This is a genomic window from Roseovarius sp., from assembly GCF_048262375.1.
In the GTDB taxonomy this organism is placed as follows: Bacteria; Pseudomonadota; Alphaproteobacteria; order Rhodobacterales; family Rhodobacteraceae; genus Roseovarius.
On record NZ_JBLXFE010000023.1, the window covers coordinates 1 to 17,510 of the forward strand.

A 17,510-nucleotide genomic window follows, 5' to 3' on the forward strand; every position below is an offset into this window, starting at 1 on the left:
GAATTCGCGATCCTGATGCCCAACACCGGCCTCGCCGATGGCTATACCGCGGCCCGCCGCCTTGCCCGGCGCACCCGGCAAAACCCGATTTTCCTCGGGTCCCGCACGCTGACCCTCACCGCAAGCTTTGGCGTGGCCGCCCTGCCCCCCGGCACCACGCTCGATACGGCACTGAAACAGGCCGACCGCGCGCTCTATCGCGCCAAACATGCGGGCCGCAACCGCGCCTGCCGCTATGACCCCAAGCTTGACCATACGCCGCAGCCGCTTGCCGCCACCGAGCATAATTAATCACTTACCGTGATGAATACCCAAACATAAATTCGTTTTTGGAATTCATATGTCACCCCTATGTCGGGTCGTGTCACCCCGGATGGAAAGGATCGGATCATGCCACAAAACATTCACCTCAGCCCCCCGGTGCGGAGCGCGCATTGGCCACAGCGCGGCCCGATTGTCGTGATCCTGCTTGCGGGTTTGGCGATTGCCATATTGGCCACAGCGTCACGCGGGCCCGACACCACAGCCCAGCCCGCGCAAATCGAGGACTGGCACGGCAATGTCATGCGCTCTCATTGGACGGCAGAGGAATAACCCCGCTAAGCCACGCCCATCAGTGCCGCATCGAACGGATAGCGCGTCAGGTTCTCATACCCATCTTCGGTGATGAGGACCTGATCCTCCAGCTTGATCGAGAAATCATTGCCCTCCTCGCTCACCAGCGCCTCGACGCAGAGCACCATGCCGGGCTCCAGCGCATAATCAAAAGCACCCGCCACGGCCTTGTCAGGATAGGCCACCAACGGCCATTCATCACACAGACCCACCCCGTGCATCAGACAGCCATATTTCTGCGCTTGATACTTGTCGTCCAGCCGGTGACAGCCCGCAATCAACTCTGGGATCGTCACCCCGGGGCGCAGCATCGCCATATTCGCGTGCATATGCTCATGCGCAATCTGCATCGCCGCCACCATGTCGGGGCGTGGGCGCGCATCCCCGATCCACCACGTCCGGCTGATATCCACACAAAGTCCATAACTGCCGATCAAATCGGTATCAAAGGCCACGATCTCGTTGTTTTGCACGATCCGCGGCCCACATTCCTGAAACCACGGATTGGTGCGCGGCCCACTGCTCAGCAATCGCGTCTCAATCCATTCCCCCCCACGCCGGATGTTCTCTGCATGCAGCACCGCCCAGATGTCATCCTCGCTCACCCCGCCGCCAGGCACGGCACCACGCGCGAAGCGCTCCATCTCAGCCACCGCCACCTCGCAGGCATGGCTGGCACAGCGCATCGCGCGGATTTCATCCGGCCCCTTGATGGCGCGGGTCTTTTCCGTGACCTCCTCACCGTCCATGATCGCAAGGCCCTGCGCCTCCAGCGCGCGCAGCCCGTGCAACATCACCTTATCCACCGCCAACCGCCGGTTGCCGGGGCTGTGTTCGGCCAGAAGTGCGGCCACATCGCGGGCAAACACATCGGCCGCCACATCCACCTTGTCACCCCGGTCGAAATAAAACAGATCGGCTCCTGATCGTACTTCGCGCACCAGCGGGTTAAACGCCGACAGGAATGGCGAATTCTTGTAATCCCAGATCACCATGTAGCCATCGGCACACAGCAGCACGGCGCGAAACGGGTTATGCGTGTTCCACAGTTGCATATTGGTACTGTCGGTCGCATAGCGGATATTCAGCGGATCGAACATCAACAGCCCGCCATAATCCCGCGCCACCACCGCCGCTGTCAACCGCTCCCAGCGATGCCGCCGCATCGCCTGAAGATCCGGCAATTCAAGGCCCGCCGCCGCCCATTCGCCATAGGCCAATTGCGTGGGTCCGATCTCGACCCGGTCTGCGTCATTGGGCGTGTTGTCGCCCAAGAGTGCCCCACGGTTCGGGTCGATCTTGCGGGTATCGCGGTAATGTCTGGTCATCGGCAAATCCTCCGATCTTCAGACTGTGAGTCCACCTCTGGCTTGGCGCGCTCAACCGCGACATCGCATGTGGTCGCTTTTGATGACTGGGCCAGTGGTCGGCTCTGAACTCGGGTTCAATTCCAATTGCATGTCATGATCCTTTTCCCCTGACATGCGACCACCCTGCCCGACAAAGGTTAAAATCAGGTTGCCGCGCCGTGGAAAATCGGCCCTCGGCCTTGCGTACACAAACCGCGTACAAAAGGTACGCTTTGTACGCTCACGCCCCCCGCACCGTGTCGATCATCAACTGCACATTGTCGGGATCCGCATCCGGCGTGATTCCATGCCCGAGGTTGAAAATATGCGGCCCCCCCCGAAAGGCATCGACAATCGCGCGGGTCTCGCGCACCAGCGCCTCTCCCCCCGTAACCATATGAGAAGACTTGAGATTTCCCTGCACACAGCCATCCTTCTGGACATACTCTGCGGCCCATTCAGCGCTGACCGAATCGTCCACCGCAACGCAATCAGCCCCGGTTTTCGCGTGGAATCCTATATAGTTATCCCCTGCTTCCCGGGGAAAAGCGATGATCGGAATGCCCGGATGCCGCGCCTTCAACTCGGAAATGATCCGCTTGGCCGGGGCAACCGCATAGTTTGCGAAATCGTCACCCTTCAGTGATCCTGCCCAGCTGTCAAAGAGCTTGATCACCTCGGCTCCCGCCTCGATTTGAGCGGACAGATACTCGATCGTGCCCTCGGTCAACCGCGCGATGAGCCCGTCAAAAACTTCTTTGTTTTCAGCCTTCAAGGCATGGGCAGGCCCTTGATCCGGGGTTCCGCGCCCGGCGATCATATAGGTCGCCACCGTCCACGGCGCGCCTGCGAATCCAATCAGCGTCGTCTGCTTGGGCAGGGCACCGGCTAGGTTGCGCACGGTCTGATAAACCGGGTTCAATGTTTCATGAATTTCGTCCACCGGCCTCAGCTTGTCCAACCCGGCCCGGTCCGTGATCGTCGACAATCGCGGCCCTTCTCCGGTCACAAACCACAAATCCGCCCCCAAGGCCTGCGGCAAGAGCAGAATATCGGCAAAGAGAATCGCCGCATCAAACCCATAGCGGCGGATCGGTTGCAATGTAACTTCGGTCGCTAAATCACTGTTATAACACAAGGAAAGGAAGTCCCCCGCCTGCTCTCTCGTGGCCCGATACTCCGGCAAATAGCGCCCTGCCTGCCGCATCATCCAGATCGGCGGTGTCGGCAGGGTCTCTCCGGCGAGGGCTCTCAGAATAGTCTTTTGCGCGGGCATCTTATCCTCCGTTTTGCCTGTGGTCGCCTTGACACCCCAAGATGTCAAGCGCCGGGCGCTTGCCACGTCGCTTTGTCACGTCTAAACCTCTGCCATGACACGTGATTTACCCACCCCGTCCCACCCGCTCAAGATCGGCACTCGCGGATCGCCCCTTGCGCTTGCCCAGGCGCATGAGACGCGCGCGCGCCTCGGCACCGCCTTTGACCTTCCCGATGAAGCCTTTGAAATCGTTGTCATAAAGACAACAGGCGATCAGATCATCGACCGCCCCCTCAAAGAGATCGGCGGCAAGGGTCTGTTTACCCGCGAGATCGAACAGGCGCTTTTGACCGGCGATATCGACATCGCCGTGCACTCGATGAAGGACATGCCCGTCCTGCAACCCGAGGGTTTGCTGCTGGATACATACCTGCCTCGCGAGGATGTGCGCGATGCATTCGTGTCGCCCTCCGTGGGATCCTTGGTGGAATTGCCCGCTGGCGCCTTGGTTGGCACCTCTTCCTTGCGGCGCAAGGCACAGATTCTGGTCGCCTATCCGCATCTCGAAGTGGTGGAGTTTCGCGGTAACGTCCAGACAAGGCTCAGGAAATTGGCGGACGGCGTCGCCGCCTGCACCTTCCTTGCCATGGCTGGCCTCAACCGTCTGGGGCGCTCTGACGTGGCCACTGCTGCGATCGACCCCGAGGTGATGCTGCCCGCCGTGGCCCAAGGCGCCATCGGCATCGAACGTCGCACTGACGACTCTCGCGCCGCTGATATGCTGGCCGCAATTCACCACAAGGAAACCGGCCAACGCCTTGTTTCCGAACGCGCTTTTCTGGCTGCACTTGATGGTTCCTGCGAGACCCCGATTGCCGGGTTGGCGGAGCTTGACGGCACCACCCTGCGCCTGCGCGGTGAAATCCTGCGCCCCGACGGAAGCGAGCGTCTGAGTGACGACCAATCCGTGGCAATTGAGGATGGTGCCGAATTGGGCCGCGCCATGGCCGCCAAACTCTTGGCGCAGGCAGGTCCGGGGTTCTTTGACTGGAGAACCTAACTCATTGATCAGGAATTAGTTTTCCGGGGTTCATAATACCATTCGGATCCACCGCTGCCTTGATGGCCCGCATCATCGCCAAGGCGGTGGCATCCTTATGCGCGGCCATCGCCGGCAGTTTCGACAACCCGATACCGTGTTCGGCTGAAAAACTGCCGCCCAGTGCAATCACTTCTGTCTCAACCGCCTCTTGCACTGCGCGGCACAGTGCCGAATCATCTCGTGATGGCCAGCCGACATAATGCAGGTTGCCATCGCCCAGATGCGCGACGCCGGTGTTTTCTATATCTGGATCAATTGCTTGACTGACTTTCTCAATCCGCGAGATCAGCTCTTCCATGCGATCCGGTGCCACCGCGATGTCATTTTCGACCACAGGTTTACGCACCCGCAAGATCTGCGCCGAAGCTTCGCGCCGCGCCCAGATCTCTGCACGCTGCCCTCCATTCTGTGCCACGACGGCATCCAGAATCAGCCCCTCTTCGTAAAGACCCGCCAGAACCGAGTCCAAATGCGCGCTGAGCGGCACCTGCCCTGTAGCATCGGGCGTGGTGTCCCGCGGAGCGCGCGCGCCCAACTCGACCAGAACGTTGATATCATAAGGCTTTTCAAACGGCGCACGCATCTCTGGGAAGCGTTTCAACAGGGCTGCCATGAAACTGCGGGGCATATATTCAAAGGCCTCCACCGCTCCTCCGGTTTCATCCTGCAACCGGTTGAGCAACCGCAGCGCCCCCCCTACCGACGCGACAGCCACCATCGCCGTTGCATAGGCGCGCGGGCGGGGAAACAGTTTGAGCACCGCCGCTGTGATAATCCCCAGCGTGCCTTCCGCCCCAATCATCAGATGCCGGAGATCATAGCCTGAATTGTTCTTGTGCAGTTCACTCATGAGGGTCATCACCTCACCGGTCGGCGTCACCACTTCAAGCCCGAGGCACAGGTCGCGCGTGTTGCCATAGCGCAGAACATTCGATCCCCCGGCATTGGTCGAGAGCACGCCCCCAACCATCGCCGACCCGCGCGCGCCGAAACTGAGCGGAAATATCAAGTCATGCGCCGCCGCAGCCTCATGTAATGTGGCAAGGATCACCCCCGCCTCGACAACCGCCACCCGCCCCTCGGGTCTGATCTCACGAATGGCCGACATCCGGTCCAAGGACAGCATCAGCGCCCCCTCAGCCACAGTACCCTTGACCAGATTGGTGTTGCCCGAAACCGGCACGATAGGAATCCGCCGCGCATTGGCCAAACGCACGATGGCCGCAACTTCAGCCGTATGTGCAGGCCGCACAACCGCCAGAGGCTGCCACCGGACCAACCCAGGCCAATCTTGCGACCACGGTTCGGCATCCCTGCCGCGCACGACGTAACCCGGACCGACAATCCGGCCAATCTCAGTCATCAAGGTGTCTGCTGCGCAAGCCATGTCCGGGATCATGTGACAAAGAACTCCTCGCCACAAGACCGGTCAAAACCGCCATTTTCGCCCTTGACGCACGCCACGCGCTGTCATACCTACCGCCACGGTCCGGCGGAGTAGCTCAGTTGGTTAGAGCAGCGGAATCATAATCCGCGTGTCGGGGGTTCGAGTCCCTCCTCCGCTACCATAATTTCCAAGCACTTATGCAGCAGGTGACTCGACGCTTTCCCTCAGTTGGGAGATCAGTTGGGAGATTTTGTTCTTTTTTCGTGCTCTTCGAGTTTTTGGATCGCTGAAATTCCAAGCTTCGAATCCCGGCTGAGATAGTGCGCATCGAGGATTGCGGTGACCTGCTTTAGGCTATGCCCGGTAATGGCCGCGATCTCGGGGACGCTGCAGCCCGCTTCGGCCAGCCTAGTTACGGCGGTGCCGCGAAGATCGTGAAAGATCACGTCCTCTACCCCTGCTCTCTTGCAGGCTTTACCCCAAGACGTCCTGAAGCCCGACTCCGTCCATGAAGTCTTCCTGCTCGTCGCCATTATCGTGACCGCGCTTCTCGATGTCTGGTCCAGCATAGCGCGCAATGGCTTGCCAACGGGAATCTCCACACGAGCACCAGTCTTACGCTGCCGAAGACGAATTCTCTGGCCATCATATGAAGATCAGGGCAAACGCAGCAGATCTCCTTGACGCTGGTCGGTCCAGAGCGCGAGCATAAAGGCAAGGCCGATATGTGAGGGGGCAACCTTCAGAAACGCGGCTTCGTCCTCTGACGTCCAGATACTGTCGATTCTCTCGGACCTGTAGACTTTGCCGGGGCGCTCGCACGGGTTTGAAGGCACGAGGCCGCGATCATACGCCCAAGCGATTATCAGAGCCAACACAGAGTAAGTATAGTCAGCTTGGCGTCGAGATGTCTTCGCCATCCTATCCCGCCATGACAGGAATTCACCTCGCGCAGCTCGCTCCGAAAGGGCCGATAGAGGGAAGTCATGATATTCCCCCTCGATCTTGCGAATATGACGCGCGTAATCTCTCTGGTGCGCGGAGCAAGGTCCAGAAACCTCTGACTTTCTTGGTAAGCGTTCAGAATGGCCTGCAAAGTGCCTTCTGGCTGCGAGCGCCGCGTTCGAATAGCTGTGTTATAGGCCTCCACGAACTCAGGGGTCCGGGTTTCCCAGGCAAACGTGGGCCACCCTTCCAAGCATAATAGTAAACGCGCACTGAGCCATCTGAGAGCTTCTTACGGATGGAGTTAATGCCTTTTAAATGGACACACATCAATCGTCGCCCAAAGCTGCACGCTTCGATTTCCACTGATTGAAAGAACTCGAGCCAGTATCGGCAACACGCCCGCCGTCATTGGCTGCCGTATGTAGCCTACGACCTTCTTCATTGGCGTTGTTCCTTCAAAACTGTAAGTCAGCTATAGCATAAATGCCTTATTATCATGATCTTAACATATTTTCATTACTAAAGGAATTGGTTTAGTCATGAACATTATCCTAAACACCTATTCCAGCCTGATCGACTATGGAATGCGAGACAAAAGTTTAATTGCAAAGAAGCCGTCCGAACACGCCACGGGACTCTCAATCCACCGTAACGGCCCGGTTGTCATAGCAGGACTGTCCCAGGCGACCGAGGCAGAGCGCAAAACCCAATTAATGCTGACAATTCAAACCGAAACGATTGTGGTGTTAGACAAGCTTAACTGTAACATCGGAGCAAAAAAGCGACGGCGGCTTTGGGCTGCATCGGCATTCGACTTCCTGATTAATGTTATTTCTCTTCCGAGTGAAGCTACGCATTGAATCAACGGCTTTTAATCCAGTCAAGACTTTGATTACAGATCCAACGATGAAACCTTTGGATTACTTGTGAAGGTTCCGCTGCGCGCGGCACAACGACGTGATAGGCAAAACTTGTCTCGAACATGCGCTCGAAAGGATTGACCAAGGTGCCTTTCGCAATTTCATCCTCAACAAGCCATGACGCAAAAAGCGACACTCCCAAACCGTTGATGGTTGAACTCAACTGGAAATGCCGGTCCTCCAACATCATCTGCGATTGTGCCGTATCAAGTGTCAGTCCATTCCCTGCAAGCAGTTCCTCCCACATGCGGGTATCGTCCACATGCAGCAGCGTGCAGGTCAGCAGATCGACCGGTGTCGTGATAGGATGCGCCTTCAGGTAATCGGGGCTGCACACCACCGCCAGCGTCTCAGACCACAGCCGCGTGACGTGAAAACCGTCCCAGTTTCCCCGCCCCCACTGAATGCCCAGATCGGCAAATCGCTCGGGATTGGGCATCCGCACGAAACTGTTGTTGTGGTTCTGGATCGACAGGTTCATCTCGGGATGCTCCTCCAGCAACTGCCCCAGCCGTGACGAGAGCCAACGGCTTGCAAACATCGGCAGAAGCGCCACGCGCACTGTCCCCGGTCCCTGTGCGATCCGGTCCAGCCCCGTGCGGATGGCCGCCAGACCCCGCGCCACATGCTGCGCCAGAAGGTTGCCCTGTTCGGTCGGTTGCAAACCGCTGGCGGTGCGCCGAAACAGGGTCACCGACAAATCTTCTTCCAATTTTTTGATGTGATAGCTGACCGAACTCTGGCTGATATTCAACTCCTGCGCCGCACGGGTCACGTTTCCAACCTCGTGGCAAACCATAAATACCTGAATAGAATTGATATTTCTGATTATCTCGACCATCTGACCACAACTATCCCATGCGATAACCAGTTCAGACTATCATCTAATTATTCGATACCACTACAGAATCTTTGAATTTTCCGGCACCGCGTCCAGCAGATAGCCTTGACCCATCCGTCCGGCGCTGCGGGAGACAGCGCCAGCGGAAGGGAGGACACAATGACCGAAACTGTTCTTGAGGTGGAGAACCTCTGCAAATCCTTTGGCGGCGTGCAGGCGATACGTGACCTCTCCTTCACCGTTGCCCGCGGCGAGGTGCTGGGCCTGATCGGGCCGAACGGATCAGGCAAATCCACCACCGTCAACGCTCTGGCAGGGGTCTTTCCCGCGACATCCGGTCAGATCCGGCTGGGCGGCACGCCAGTGCAGAACCTCACGGAACACGCCCGCGTCGGTCTGGGCCTGACCCGCACCTTTCAGACGGCCAGCATCTTTCCCGAATTCACCGTCCGCGAGCAGATCACGCTGGGCGGCACCGTTACGCTCAAGTCGCACCCCCTGTCCTCGGTCTTCGGCATGGGCCGCGACGCGTCCGAGGCAGAGGCCCTGCGCACAAGGGTGCAGGACATTCTGGACCTGACCGGGCTTGCCCCCGTGGCCGAACAGACCGTCGGCACCATCTCTTCGGCGCAGCAACGTTTCCTCATGATCGCGACCGCACTGGCCGCCAGGCCAAAGATCATCCTTCTGGACGAGCCCGCCGCTGGTCTTGTCTCGCACGAACGTAAGACCTTGGCGGACACGATCAAGGCGATCCGCGACCGGGGCACATCCGTTCTGGTGATCGAACACCACATGGCCCTGATCATGGAAGTCTGCGACCGTATTGTCGTGCTCAATTTCGGCTCCAAGATCGCCGAAGGCACGCCTGCGGAAATCCGCACCAACCGCGCCGTGATCGACGCCTATCTGGGCGAGGCTGTCTGACATGCTCCAGATCAATGATCTCAAGGTCGCCTATGGTTCTATCGACGTCGTCCACGGCATCAGCCTGACGGTGAACGCCGGTGAATGTGTCGCCCTGATCGGGGCAAATGGCGCCGGCAAATCCTCGACCCTCAAGGCGATCTGCGGGCTGGTCCCGGTCAAAGGTGGCTTCATCACATTCGAAGGGCACGACATTACCAACCTCAGCGGCCGTGCCGTCGTTCAGGCAGGCATCACCATGTGCCCCGAAGGACGGCAGGTCTTTCCACAGATGAGCACGGTCAAGAACCTGCGCATGGGTGCCTATATGCGCCGCGATGCGGAACAGGAGGCCGATCTGGAGCGCATGATGGACATGTTCCCGATCCTGCGCGACCGCGCCCATCAGGCCGCAGGCACCCTGTCGGGCGGCGAGCAGGAGATGCTGGCCATTGCCCGCGCGCTCATGGCGCGCCCGAAACTGTGTATCTTCGACGAGCCGTCCCTTGGCCTTGCACCCAAGATCGTGGCCGAGGTGGCCGTGACCATCGCGCGCATCAAGGCCATGGGGAAAACCATCCTGCTTGTCGAACAGAATTCGCTCATGGCACTCAGACTGGCCGACCGCGCCTATCTGTTCGAAGCCGGCGAGATCGTGTTGAGCGGCACCGGGGAGGAGCTGCAATCACACCCGGAGGTGGTTAAGGCCTATCTGGGACACTGACGCGAACGGAGAAACACGGGAGGAATGACAATGACAAAGCGACTGACGTTCACAACACTCACGGCCATGATGGCGCTGACCGGCGGAATGGTCATGGCCGAAGAAAAGACACTCGACATCGGCGTGACCGACGCGCTGACCGGCGGGGCCGCGGTCTACGGCCTGCCCCAGTCCAACGCCGTGCAGATGGCGGTCGAGGAGATCAACGCCGCAGGCGGCGTCAAGGTGGGCGAGGACACCTATATGCTCAACGTCATCGCCTATGATGACAAGGCGAACCCGACCGAAGCCACCAATGCCGTGCGCAAGCTCATCGACCGCGACGGCGTCAAGTTCATCCTCGGGTTCTGCTGCTCGGGCGCGACGGGCGCCGTCGCCTCCTTCATCGCGAATGAGGATGCCGTCATGCTGGTCGGCAATGCGGCTGAACGCTCGATCACCACAAAGGAAATCGCCAACCTGACCCGCACCCGTCCGCCAGCGGATTACACCGGCGCTGCCGCAGGCACATTCGTCGCTCAGAAGGGTCACAAGAAAGTGGCCGTGCTCGGCGCGCTGGATGTGGGCTTCTACGCCAGCTATGTCGATGCCTTCGAGGCCGAGCTGAAGAAAGCGGGCGGCGAGATCGTCACCCGCGAATCCTTCGGCCTCAAGGACCGCGACATGTCCCCGCAGCTCACCAAGATCCGCGAGATGCAACCCGATGCGATCCTTGTCGTGGGCTATGTCGAACCCGCGGCTTTCATCTACCGTCAGGCGGTCGAACTGGGCATCGACGTGCCGCGCTATGGCTTTACCAGCGGCTCCGAGGAGCAGTTCCTCCGCGTCGCCACCTCCGAGCAGATGGAGGGCGTCTGGGATCTGCGCCCGACCGAGTTGACCCTGCTGTCCGCGAGCGAGAATGGGGTCGCCTATCACGCCAACTATACCGAAAAATTCGGCATCGCCCCCTCGCCCAGTTCGCCCTATGCCTATGACCAGACCTATGCGCTCAAACACGCGCTCGAAGCGGCAGGCACGATCGAAGATACGGCCGCCGTCGCCGCCGCCCTTCGCGACATGCCGATCCCGGCCGAGGTCGTGATGCAATACCTGCCCGTGGACGACAAGATGTTCGACGCCAACGGTCAGGCCTATACCTCCAACGGCGCCTTCCAATGGCAGGGCGGCAATTGGGTCTTCGTGCAGGATCTGCCTTCCGACGCCGCCGCCTATTCTGCTTTCCTGAGCACGATCGACTGAGTTCCTCCCGGCGGCGTAGGGCGTCTTTGTCCTGCGCCGCCAAATATCACGATCACGCCGCCCCCTTGCGGCACTGACCCTGAAAGACCGCACCATGATCGAGATCCTGCAACAGATCGTCAACGGCGTGGCGATCGGTGGCGTCTATGTGCTGATTGCACTGGGCCTGACCACCGTTTTCGGCATCCTTGGCATCGCCCATTTCGCCCATGGCTCGGTGTCCATGTTCGGCGGCTACTTGACTTTCTTTCTAGTCACGTCATGGGGCTTTCCGCTGCTTCTGGCGATCCTTGTCGCACTGATCGTGGGCTTCGTGCTGGGAATCCTGATCGAGCTTCTGGCCTATCGCCCCGTCCGAAACGCCAATCATATCAACGCCTTCATCGTGGCCTTGGGCCTGACCATGATGGTCGAGGGGCTGAACCTTCAATTCTTCGGCCATGAACAGGTGGTGATCCCCACCAACCTCTCCCGCGTCTTCGACATCGGCGGGGTCACGATCCCGGAGCTGCGGCTCTATGTCATCATCGCCGCCGCCCTCCTGATCATCGCGATGACGCTCTTCGTCGAGAAGACCAAGACCGGACAGGCGATCCGTGCCGTGGCTGAAAACCGGGACGCTGCCATCCTGATGGGCGTCAACGTCAAGACGATCCCTCTGGTGGTGTTCGCCATCTCCACCGCGCTGGGGGTCTGCGCAGGGGTCATGGTCGGCTCGCTCTTTGCCATCGCGCCGGGCATCGGCGAATGGCTGGTGGTCAAGGGATTTGCAGTGCTGATCCTCGGCGGTCTGGGCTCGATCCCCGGCGCCATCGTCGGCGGCCTGGTCCTCGGCGTGACCGAGGCGCTGGCGGCGGGCTTCATCTCCTCCGCCTACAAGGATGTCATCGCCTTCGTCGTGATGATCGCCGTTCTGTTGCTGCGCCCGCAGGGCCTGATGGGGAAAGCATGATGACGCTGCGACCGACACATATCCTCTATGCCGCGGCCCTGCTGGGCTTAGTCCTGCTGCCGCAATTGATCACGGTGAAATACTACCTACACCTCAGCGTTCTGGCGCTGGTCTGGGTCATCGCGGCACAGGGGCAGAACCTCATCCAGGGCTATACCGGCTATGTCTCGATCGTGCAGGCGGGTTTCATGGGCATCGGCGCCTACAGCACCACGCTGATGGGGTTGCATTTCGGCCTGCCCGTCTGGTTGACGATCTTGCTCGCACCTTTCGTGACCGCGCTGTTCGCGCTGTTCGCGGGCTATCCCAGCCTTCGGGTCAAGGGACATTACTTCGCCATCGTCACTCTGGCCTTCAACCTTGTGATCTTCATCGTCCTGATGCACGCCACTGACCTCACGCAGGGCGAGGCCGGGATCAGCGGCATCCCCAAACCGGGGCGCGACGGGGGCTGGCTCGACTTCGCCGACCGCGAAACCTATTATTACTTCGTCCTGATCATCGCCGTCGCGATGACCGCGTTGGCCGCCCTGATCGTGCGCTCGCGCATCGGCCAGACCCTGATCGCCATCCGCCAGAACGAGACACTGGTGGGCGCCATCGGCATCGCCGCCTGGAAATACAAACTCTTCGCCTTCGTGACCTCCGCCATGTATGCCGGTCTCGCAGGCGCGCTCTATGCCCATTACCAAAGCTTCATCAACCCCGAGATTTTCGGTCTTGCCCAATCGCTTGACGCGATCCTTGCGGTGATCATCGGCGGGTCGGGCACCATCCTCGGCCCGGTGATCGGGGCATTCGTGGTCGTATTCCTGCCCGAATACCTGCGCTTTGCCGACAGTTTCCGCCTGATCCTCTACGGGCTGCTGCTTGTGCTGGCGACGATCTTCATGCCGCGCGGCATCGTGGGCGTGGTAGGGCAGCTCTGGACCCGAGCTACCGGAAAGGCCATGCGATGACCGCCCGCGCGGATCATCTGGCGGCGGTCCAACGCTTCGCTCGGACGCAGCTTGCCCCCGTCGTCGCAGGCTGGCATCAAGGCGCGGTCCCCGACCCCACGCTTTTGCGCGCTGCGGCCGAGCTTGGCCTTTTCGGCATCGAATTACCCAAAGACGCAGGTGGCCTCGGCTTTGATTTCGCGCAGAAAGCCGCCGTCTGCGCTGCACTGGCCGCCGTTGATTTCGGCTTCGCCATGTCCATCGTCAACACTCACAACGCCACCCTGCGCCTGCACCTCAGCGCGCCAGACCTTGCCGCACACTACCTGCCGGGGCTTTTGTCCGGCCAGACCGCCGCCTGCACCGCCCTGACCGAACCGGAGGCCGGCACCGATGTCGCCGCCCTGCAAACCCGCGCCACCCAGATACCTGATGGCTGGATGATCACGGGGCAAAAGGACTGGATCATCAACGCGCGTCACGCGGGCCTCTCCATCGTCTTCGCCAAATGCGGCACGGGTGACGGCGCCGCTGCCATCGGTGCCTTTGCCGTCGATCTGACAGCCCCCGGCGTGACCCGCCACGCGACCGACGCGGGGTTTGACCAGACCAGCCTCGGCACCGGCGGCTTCACCTTGGACGCGGTCAAACTTCCGCCCGAGGCGCTGATCCTGCCCGCCGGCACCGCCTTCCTGTCGATCCTGAGCGAGATCAACGGCGCACGCACCTATGTCGCCGCCATGTGCTGCGCCATGCTCGACGCAAGCATCACCACGGTCGCCACCTATGGCCAGACTCGCCACAGCTTCGGCAAGCCGCTGATGGATCACCAGGCATGGCGTCTGACGCTGGCGCAGGCTCAGACCGATCTGGCCGCGACCCAGGCCCTGACCGACCGCGCCGTGGCAGCCATCACAGGCGATGATCCCACAGCCCAGATCCTTGCGGCGCAGGCCAAGGTCCACGCCGTGCAAACCGCACAACGCCACCTGCCCGCTCTGCTGCACGCCATGGGCGCCGAAGGCTTGCGTCCAGTTCATGCCCTGACCCGCCACCTTGCCGCCATGCAGAGCGCGGCACTGACCGACGGGGCGATTGCGCCCCTTCTGGAACGTGTCGCGCGCCTCTCATGGCCCGGCAGCCGCCAGACAAAGGACTGATCCGATGCGTGTTTTCCAAATCCAGGACGACTGGGGCCTTGTCAATCTGCGCCTGAGTGAACGAAACAAACCCCAGCCGGGCCCGGATCAGGTGCTCATCCAGATGCGCATGGCCGCGCTGAACGCCCGCGACCTGATCGTGCCGGAACGCGGCTACGGACGCGCGACGGGCGAGTTACCCCTCATCCCCGTCTCGGACGGTGTCGGTCAGGTTGTGGCCACCGGCCCCGATGTCACCCGCGTGACCGCGGGCGACCGTGTCTGCCCCACCTATTTCCAGAACTGGACCGGAGGCGAGCCCAGCCCCGCCGCCTTCGCCTCGGCGCTTGGTGGGCCGCTGGACGGGGTGATGGCCGATTATGTCTGCCTGTCCGAGGAGGGCATGGTGAAAGTGCCCGCCTATCTCACCGATGCCGAGGCCGCCACATTGCCCTGCGCCGCCCTGACCGCATGGAGCGCGATCGTCACCCACGGTCAGACCCGCGCTGGCGACCGCGTGCTGATCCAGGGCACCGGCGGCGTCGCCCTGTTCGCGCTGGCCTTCGCCAAGATGCACGGCGCGCATGTCACCGTGATCTCCTCCAGCGATGACAAACTGGATCGCGTCACCGCCATGGGCGCAGATGCCACGATCAACTACGCGACCACCTCTGACTGGGCGCGCGCCAGCCGCGACATTACGGCTGCCAGGGGCGGATACGACCTCATCGTCGAACTCGGCGGCGCGCAAACCCTGCCACTGTCTCTGCGCGCGATCCGCCCCGGCGGCACCATCGCCATGATTGGCGTGCTCTCCGGCCTGACGGTCGAAGCCTCTCTTGGCCCCATCGTCGCTCGGCAGGTCCGCTTGCAGGGCGTCACGGTCGGTCATCGTCAAGGATTCGAAGCAATGCTGGCCGCGATGGAACAGCACAAACTTCGCCCCGTCATCGGCACGATCTTCGACTTCGAAGACCTGCACGCAGCACTGCAACACCAGTGCGACAGCGGCCATTTCGGCAAGACATTGATCCGGTTCTGATCCCGATGCCTCACACCTCAACCGACACCCATCCGTTCCAGCCCCGCACCCATGCGCGCCGGACCCCCGACGCCCTCGCCTATGTGATGACCGCTACGGGCGAGAGCGTGACCTTTGCCCAGTTGGAGGCGCGCGCCAACCAAGCTGCGCATGTGCTGCGACAGGCGGGCCTGAGGCGTGGCGACCATATCGCCATTCTCATGGAGAACCGACGCGAGTTCCTTGAAATCTGCTTCGCAGCCGACCGCGCGGGCCTCTATTACACCACCATCAGCACCCATTTGGTGCCCGATGAAATCGGCTACATTCTAGAGGACTGCGGTGCGCGCCTGCTCATCACCTCGGACCGGATGCTGGACAGCCTTACCCCGCTGCTGCCCACACTGACAGCCTTGGTGCAAACCTTTGTGGCAGGCAGCACCCCACCCGGCCTGCATGACTGGAACGCCATCACCGTTACCCAGCCCGTGACTCCGATCAAGGACGAGGCGCAGGGCCTCGACATGCTCTATTCCTCGGGCACGACCGGACGCCCCAAGGGGATCAAATGGCCTCTGCCCGATGATCTGCCCGGCGGGCGCAGCATGTTGGTGGACCTGCTGTCTTCGTTGTTCGGCTACAACGCGGACACCCGTTATCTCAATCCCGCGCCGCTTTATCACGCAGCGCCCCTTCGGCATTCCATGGTCACGATCCGTATGGGCGGCACAGCCTATGTCATGGATCGTTTCGATCCCATGGCGGCGCTCACGCTGATCGACACCCACCGCATCACCCACAGCCAATGGGTGCCCACCATGTTCGTGCGCCTGCTGAAACTGCCCGAGGATCAGCGCACCCGTTTAGACCTCTCCTCGATGCGCATGGCCGTCCATGCCGCCGCCCCCTGCCCTCCCGAGGTCAAGCGCCGCATGATCGACTGGTGGGGCCCGATCATCTACGAATATTACGCGGGCACCGAAAACAACGGCTTCACGGCTATCACCGCGCCCGAGTGGCTGGCGCATCCCGGCTCGGTGGGGCGCGCGAAACTGGGCGTGATCCACATCTGCGACGAGGCGGGACAAGAGCTGCCTACCGGTCAGGAGGGCGAGGTCTATTTCGAAAATGGCCACCAGTTCCTTTATCACAACGATCCCGCCAAAACCGCTGCTTGCACCAATGCCGCGGGCTGGACCACGCTGGGCGACATCGGCCGTCTGGACAACGAGGGCTATCTCTACCTCACCGACCGCAAGTCCTTCGTGATCATCTCCGGCGGCGTGAACATCTACCCGCAAGAGACCGAGGACATCCTACTCGGCCATCCCGCCGTGCTGGATGCAGCTGTCTTCGGCGTCCCGAACGAGGATTTTGGTGAGGAGGTCAAGGCCGTGGTGCAGCTTATGCCCGGGCAGACCGCTAGCCCGGTCTTGGCCGAGGAGCTGATCGCAACCTGCCGAGCGCGCCTGTCCTCAATCAAATGCCCGCGCAGCATCGACTTCCGCGCCACATTGCCTCGCTCTGCAACTGGAAAGCTCTACAAGCGGAAACTGAAATCTGAGTATTGGCCCTAAGTTACCAAAATTACCATAAAGATGTGGTCGCGGAAATTCGGGCCAGTTGTGTCACCGCCTGCCGTTTGGCGGGCTGATATCCTAAGACACTTGCATAACGACGTCGTATGCGACGTCTCTTATGCGCATAGGGGTCATGCGAGGCGACATTCTGGGGATCGAACAGCATCGCCGCTGGGAGGATGACGAGAAGCTTGCGATCGTGAGCGCGGTCGGTGTGGGCGGCGCGCGCCCGCTGTGCGCAACAAGCTGCAGCCCGTTCAGCTGATGATCACTGCGGTGGCCTGATCGCCGAATTCACCTCGAGCCCCGTCGCTGCACCAGACAAATCACCAGTCAGCGCGCCGTTCCGAAGGCTTCGCTTGAGGATCAAGCCCTTTAAAGCGGGTTGCATCTGACCCGCTCAACCCCCGACCGGGGCCTTCTGCGCAAACAGAGCGAGATCTCGGGGCAAGCTAAGGACGGGGGCCTCCGGGGGGCTGCAATCAGCCCCGGAAAACCTCTCTGCGCCCGGCCCCTCTCTGCTCGATCTTGCTCGACACAAACCACTCCAATTCCAGATGAACCAGCTAACACACAGAGATCAAAAGC

The 17,510-nt window shown here is 60.8% G+C and carries 18 protein-coding genes and 1 tRNA gene; 13 read left to right on the forward strand and 6 right to left on the reverse strand.

The features are described 5' to 3' along the window. A partial coding sequence (locus ACN0SW_RS17315; protein ID WP_417729183.1) for a GGDEF domain-containing protein occupies window positions 1-291 on the forward strand: 291 nt, incomplete at its 5' end. Window positions 292-390: 99 nt separating this feature from the next. After that, on the forward strand, window positions 391-594 hold the full coding sequence (locus ACN0SW_RS17320) for a hypothetical protein (protein ID WP_417729184.1): 204 nt from the start codon (window positions 391-393) through the stop codon (window positions 592-594). 5 nt (window positions 595-599) lie between these two features. Here the strand turns inward: ACN0SW_RS17320 and dddP are convergent, their stop codons facing one another. Further along, window positions 600-1,943 (reverse strand): dimethylsulfonioproprionate lyase DddP, encoded by a 1,344-nt coding sequence (dddP, locus tag ACN0SW_RS17325; RefSeq protein WP_417729185.1) that lies wholly within the window; start codon window positions 1,941-1,943, stop codon window positions 600-602. 262 nt (window positions 1,944-2,205) lie between these two features. After that, entirely contained in the window at window positions 2,206-3,240 is a 1,035-nt protein-coding gene (hemE, locus tag ACN0SW_RS17330; protein WP_417729186.1) for a uroporphyrinogen decarboxylase, read from the reverse strand. A gap of 94 nt (window positions 3,241-3,334) precedes the next feature. Between hemE and hemC the strand changes: the two genes are divergently transcribed. Beyond that, window positions 3,335-4,282, forward strand: a complete 948-nt coding sequence (gene hemC, locus ACN0SW_RS17335) for a hydroxymethylbilane synthase (RefSeq protein WP_417729187.1) — start codon at window positions 3,335-3,337, stop codon at window positions 4,280-4,282. 1 nt (window position 4,283) lies between these two features. On the opposite strand, the gene ACN0SW_RS17340 is transcribed toward hemC, so the two are convergent. Continuing rightward, entirely contained in the window at window positions 4,284-5,687 is a 1,404-nt protein-coding gene (locus ACN0SW_RS17340) for an FAD-binding oxidoreductase (protein ID WP_417729188.1), read from the reverse strand. Between the two features lie 128 nt (window positions 5,688-5,815). On the opposite strand from ACN0SW_RS17340, the gene ACN0SW_RS17345 reads away from it, so the two are divergent. Beyond that, window positions 5,816-5,892, forward strand: a tRNA-Met gene (locus ACN0SW_RS17345). Window positions 5,893-5,947: 55 nt separating this feature from the next. On the opposite strand, the gene ACN0SW_RS17350 is transcribed toward ACN0SW_RS17345, so the two are convergent. Continuing rightward, on the reverse strand, window positions 5,948-6,313 hold the full coding sequence (locus ACN0SW_RS17350) for a tyrosine-type recombinase/integrase (RefSeq protein WP_417729189.1): 366 nt from the start codon (window positions 6,311-6,313) through the stop codon (window positions 5,948-5,950). 54 nt (window positions 6,314-6,367) lie between these two features. Beyond that, window positions 6,368-6,631, reverse strand: coding sequence for a hypothetical protein (locus ACN0SW_RS17355; protein ID WP_417729190.1), 264 nt, complete (start codon window positions 6,629-6,631; stop codon window positions 6,368-6,370). Window positions 6,632-7,198: 567 nt separating this feature from the next. Here ACN0SW_RS17355 and ACN0SW_RS17360 point away from each other — a divergent pair. Continuing rightward, entirely contained in the window at window positions 7,199-7,519 is a 321-nt protein-coding gene (locus tag ACN0SW_RS17360) for a hypothetical protein (RefSeq protein WP_417729191.1), read from the forward strand. Between the two features lies 1 nt (window position 7,520). On the opposite strand, the gene ACN0SW_RS17365 is transcribed toward ACN0SW_RS17360, so the two are convergent. Next, window positions 7,521-8,420 (reverse strand): LysR substrate-binding domain-containing protein, encoded by a 900-nt coding sequence (locus ACN0SW_RS17365; RefSeq protein ID WP_417729192.1) that lies wholly within the window; start codon window positions 8,418-8,420, stop codon window positions 7,521-7,523. A gap of 159 nt (window positions 8,421-8,579) precedes the next feature. Between ACN0SW_RS17365 and ACN0SW_RS17370 the strand changes: the two genes are divergently transcribed. The 8 genes from ACN0SW_RS17370 to ACN0SW_RS17405 all read left to right on the forward strand — a co-directional run bounded on the left by ACN0SW_RS17370 (window position 8,580) and on the right by ACN0SW_RS17405 (window position 16,919). Beyond that, window positions 8,580-9,347, forward strand: coding sequence for an ABC transporter ATP-binding protein (locus ACN0SW_RS17370; protein ID WP_417729193.1), 768 nt, complete (start codon window positions 8,580-8,582; stop codon window positions 9,345-9,347). Then, window positions 9,340-10,050: an ABC transporter ATP-binding protein gene (locus tag ACN0SW_RS17375; RefSeq protein WP_417729223.1), complete on the forward strand. Its 711-nt coding sequence runs from the start codon at window positions 9,340-9,342 to the stop codon at window positions 10,048-10,050. The genes ACN0SW_RS17370 and ACN0SW_RS17375 overlap by 8 nt, the downstream gene beginning before the upstream one ends. A 30-nt stretch (window positions 10,051-10,080) precedes the next feature. After that, complete coding sequence (locus tag ACN0SW_RS17380) at window positions 10,081-11,292, forward strand: ABC transporter substrate-binding protein (protein ID WP_417729194.1); 1,212 nt, start codon at window positions 10,081-10,083, stop codon at window positions 11,290-11,292. A 94-nt stretch (window positions 11,293-11,386) separates the two neighbouring features. Beyond that, entirely contained in the window at window positions 11,387-12,244 is an 858-nt protein-coding gene (locus tag ACN0SW_RS17385; RefSeq protein WP_417729195.1) for a branched-chain amino acid ABC transporter permease, read from the forward strand. After that, window positions 12,241-13,203 (forward strand): branched-chain amino acid ABC transporter permease, encoded by a 963-nt coding sequence (locus ACN0SW_RS17390; RefSeq protein WP_417729196.1) that lies wholly within the window; start codon window positions 12,241-12,243, stop codon window positions 13,201-13,203. Before ACN0SW_RS17385 ends, ACN0SW_RS17390 begins: the two co-directional genes overlap by 4 nt. After that, complete coding sequence (locus tag ACN0SW_RS17395) at window positions 13,200-14,342, forward strand: acyl-CoA dehydrogenase family protein (protein ID WP_417729197.1); 1,143 nt, start codon at window positions 13,200-13,202, stop codon at window positions 14,340-14,342. The genes ACN0SW_RS17390 and ACN0SW_RS17395 overlap by 4 nt, the downstream gene beginning before the upstream one ends. A gap of 4 nt (window positions 14,343-14,346) precedes the next feature. Further along, complete coding sequence (locus ACN0SW_RS17400) at window positions 14,347-15,363, forward strand: zinc-dependent alcohol dehydrogenase family protein (RefSeq protein WP_417729198.1); 1,017 nt, start codon at window positions 14,347-14,349, stop codon at window positions 15,361-15,363. Between the two features lie 5 nt (window positions 15,364-15,368). After that, on the forward strand, window positions 15,369-16,919 hold the full coding sequence (locus tag ACN0SW_RS17405) for an acyl-CoA synthetase (protein WP_417729199.1): 1,551 nt from the start codon (window positions 15,369-15,371) through the stop codon (window positions 16,917-16,919). The last annotated feature ends 591 nt before the right edge of the window (window positions 16,920-17,510 follow it).